This window comes from Nocardioides sp. (genome assembly GCF_024509035.1).
Classification (GTDB): domain Bacteria; phylum Actinomycetota; class Actinomycetes; order Propionibacteriales; family Nocardioidaceae; genus Nocardioides.
The window spans coordinates 1-3,311 of the sequence record NZ_JANINT010000230.1 but is presented as its reverse complement, the minus strand read 5'-3'; the positions used below and the strand labels follow the sequence as shown (position 1 = coordinate 3,311).

At 70.1% G+C, this 3,311-nt stretch carries 5 protein-coding genes; 1 reads left to right on the top strand and 4 read right to left on the bottom strand.

Annotation, left to right across the window (positions count from 1 at the left end; genetic code table 11):
- The 3 genes from Q0L15_RS25010 to Q0L15_RS16080 all read right to left on the bottom strand — a co-directional run.
- Positions 1-168: maleylpyruvate isomerase N-terminal domain-containing protein (locus tag Q0L15_RS25010; protein WP_366939586.1), on the bottom strand; the 168-nt coding region annotated here is incomplete at its 3' end.
- A 40-nt stretch (positions 169-208) separates the two neighbouring features.
- On the bottom strand, positions 209-802 hold the full coding sequence (locus Q0L15_RS16085; protein WP_296605463.1) for a ClpP family protease: 594 nt from the start codon (positions 800-802) through the stop codon (positions 209-211).
- Positions 803-807: 5 nt separating this feature from the next.
- The gene (locus Q0L15_RS16080; protein WP_296605462.1) at positions 808-1,410 is read right to left on the bottom strand and encodes a ClpP family protease; all 603 of its coding nucleotides are present in this window, start codon (positions 1,408-1,410) and stop codon (positions 808-810) included.
- Positions 1,411-1,519: 109 nt separating this feature from the next.
- On the opposite strand from Q0L15_RS16080, the gene map reads away from it, so the two are divergent.
- Positions 1,520-2,290, top strand: a complete 771-nt coding sequence (map, locus tag Q0L15_RS16075) for a type I methionyl aminopeptidase (protein WP_296605461.1) — start codon at positions 1,520-1,522, stop codon at positions 2,288-2,290.
- 20 nt (positions 2,291-2,310) lie between these two features.
- Here map and Q0L15_RS16070 read toward each other — a convergent pair.
- Positions 2,311-3,311, bottom strand: a 1,001-nt coding sequence (locus tag Q0L15_RS16070) for a cytochrome P450 (protein ID WP_296605460.1), incomplete at its 5' end; no start/stop codon positions are given.

Below are 3,311 nucleotides of genomic sequence, written 5' to 3'. Positions count from 1 at the left end.
GAAGATCTCCGCCCCGCTGCCGAGGTGCGAGAGCACCTGGGCGATGCTCCACTCCGTCGCGCCGCTCGGGCCGCTCAGCTGGTCGTCGGTGAGGTTCGGCAGCAGCGCCACGAGCGTGTCGTGGTTGGTGCGCAGGGAGGTGATGATGCGGTCGACCGGTTCGCTCATGACCGGCGGAACCGGTCGGCCGCGCGGTTTGTTCCCTGGCTCACACCTTGCGGCTGTCGAGGACGACGTCCGCGAGCCCGTAGTCCACAGCCTGTGGCGCCGACAGGATCAGGTCGCGGTCGGTGTCGTCGCGCAGCCGTTCGATGCTCTGGCCGGTGTGCCGGGCGAGGATCTGGTCCATCTCCGAGCGCAGGCGGACGATCTCCTTGGCCTGCAGTGCGAGGTCCGGGAGGGTCCCTTGGCCACCGCCGGAGGGCTGGTGGAGCACGACGCGGGCGCGCGGCAGGACGGTGCGGCTGCCGGGCGCTCCCGCAGCCAGCAGCACGGCCGCCGACGAGGCGGCCTGGCCGACGCACGTCGTACCGACCGGCGAGCGGATGAACTGCATGGTGTCGTAGATCGCGAGCATCGAGGTCACCGAGCCGCCCGGGGAGTTGAGATAGAGGCTGATCGGCTGGTCGGGGCTCTCCGACTCCAGGTGCAGCAGCTGGGCGATGACGACGTTCGCGACGCCGTCGTCGATCTCGGTGCCGATGTAGACGATGCGGTCGGTGAGCAGGCGGCTGTAGATGTCGACGGCGCGCTCGCCGCGCACGGTCCTCTCGACGACGCTCGGGATCGTGTAGGTGCTCATCGCCGTCACCGGAGCCCGAACGACGGCGTGGGGCGGGCGGGCGTCACGGCGCTCACGTCGGTGAGCACCTGGTCCACGAAGCCGTAGTCCCGCGCCTCCTCGGCGGTGAACCACCGGTCGCGCAGCGAGTCCCGCTCGATCACCTCCACCGGTTGGCCGGTGTGCTCGGCGATCAGCCCGATCATCACGTTCTTGGTGTGCTCGAGGTTCTCGGCCTGGATCTCGATGTCGATCGCGGTGCCGCCGATTCCGGCCGAGCCCTGGTGCATCAGCACCCGGGAGTGCGGCAGCGCGTAGCGCTTGCCGGGCGTGCCGGCGGAGAGCAGGAACTGGCCCATGCTGGCCGCGAGGCCCATCGCCAGCGTGCTGACGTCGTTGGGGATGAGCCGCATGGTGTCGTAGATCGCCAGCCCGGCGCTGACCGATCCGCCGGGTGAGTTGATGTAGAGCGCGATGTCGCGCTTGGGGTCCTCGGCCGAGAGCAGGAGCAGCTCGGCACAGAGCTTGTTGGCGATGTCGTCGTCGACCTGCTGGCCTAGGACGATGATGCGCTGGTGGAGCAGCCGGTCGGCAGCGGACAGGCCGGCGAGCGAAGGGGTCTGGGTCATGTCACCGAGCCTGCGGCGTACGCCGGGCGGATCCCAGCGGTTCCGCCCGGGGCGGATCTGCCCTGAGCGGATGGGGCCGTTCCTGGAGCCGCTGGATAGGGTCCACCCCATGATCGAGCTCCGCACCCCTGCCCAGATCGAGCAGATGCGCCCGGCCGGACGGTTCGTCGCCGACGTGCTCAGCGCCCTGGCCGAGAAGGCCGCCGTCGGCGTCAACCTGCTCGACCTGGACGCGCTCGCGCACGACATGATCCGCGAGCGCGGTGCGGAGTCCTGCTACATCGACTACCACCCGTCGTTCGGCGCCTCGCCGTTCGGCAAGGTCCTGTGCACCTCGGTCAACGACGCGGTCCTGCACGGCCTCCCCCACGACTACCGGCTGCAGGACGGCGACCTGCTCAGCGTCGACTTCGCGGCGAACGTCGACGGCTGGGTCGCCGACTCGGCGCTGAGCGTGGTCGTCGGCACGCCGCGACCCGAGGACGTCGAGCTGATCGACGTCACCACGCGGGCCCTCGAGGCGGCCATCGCCGCCGCCCAGCCCGGCAACCGCCTCGGGGACATCTCGGCCGCCATCGGTGACGTCGCTCGTACCGCCGGCCTGGGCATCAACCTCCAGTTCGGGGGCCACGGCGTGGGCCGGACCATGCACGGCGAGCCGCACGTGCCCAACGACGGCCGCCCCGGACGCGGCCTGAAGCTGCGACCAGGGCTGGTGCTCGCCCTGGAGCCGTGGTTCCTGCAGACGACCGACGAGATCTACACCGACGCCGACGGGTGGACGCTGCGCAGCAAGGACGGCTCGCGGGGCGCGCACATGGAGCACACCGTGGCGATCACCGCCGACGGCCCGCTGGTGCTCACCGAGCGGGCCTCCTGACGGCTCTCGAGCCTCCCGGCTCAGGCGTACTTGACCTGCAGGTCCTTGATCCCGTTGACCCACGAGTGCCGCAGCCGCGCCGGCTCGGCCAGCTTGGCGATGTCGGGGGCGTAGTCGGCGAGCGCGTCGAAGATGACCCGGATCTCCTGGCGGGCCAGGTTGGCGCCGAGGCAGTAGTGGGCGCCGTGGCCACCGAACCCGAGCTGCGGGTTGGGGTCGCGCAGGATGTTGAACGTGTAGGGGTCCTCGAAGACGTCCTCGTCGAAGTTGGCGCTCGCGTAGAACAGCGCCGCGCGCTGGCCCTTCGTGAACTGCACCCCTCCCACCTCGACGTCGTTGAGGGCGGTGCGCTGGAAGACGCTCACCGGCGTCGCCCAGCGGACGACCTCGTCGACCATCGTGGCCGGACGGTCGCGCTTCCAGATCTCCCACTGCTCGGGGTTGTCCAGGAACGCGTTCATGCCGTGCGAGATCGCGTTGCGCGTGGTCTCGTTGCCGGCGACGGCGAGCAGGATCACGAAGTAGCCGAACTCGTCGTCGGTGAGTCCGCGCTCGCCCTTGTGGGCGTTGATGAGCTTGGTGATCAGGTCGTCACGGGGGTTCGCCTGCCGGTCGGCGGCGAGCATCATCGCGTAACCGAGGATCTCGGCGGCGGCGACGTCGTTCTCGCCGGCATAGTCGGGGTCCTCGCCCGCGAGCATCTGGTTGGACCACTCGAACAGCTTGTGGCGGTCCTCCTGCGGGACGCCGATCAGGTCGGCGATCGCCTGCAGCGGCAGCTCGGCGGCGATCTCCTCGACGAAGTTGCCGGTGCCGCGGCCGACGGCGTCCTTGACGATCGAGGCGGCCCGCTGGGTCATCTGATCCTCGAGCTCGGCGATCGAGCGGGGCGTGAAGCCGCGCGAGATGATCGCGCGGGTCGCGGTGTGCTCGGGCGGGTCCTGGTTGATCAGGATCACGCGCTGGAGCTCGATCTGCTCGCGCAGCATCTCCCCGGGGAACCGGATGATCGCGCCGTTCT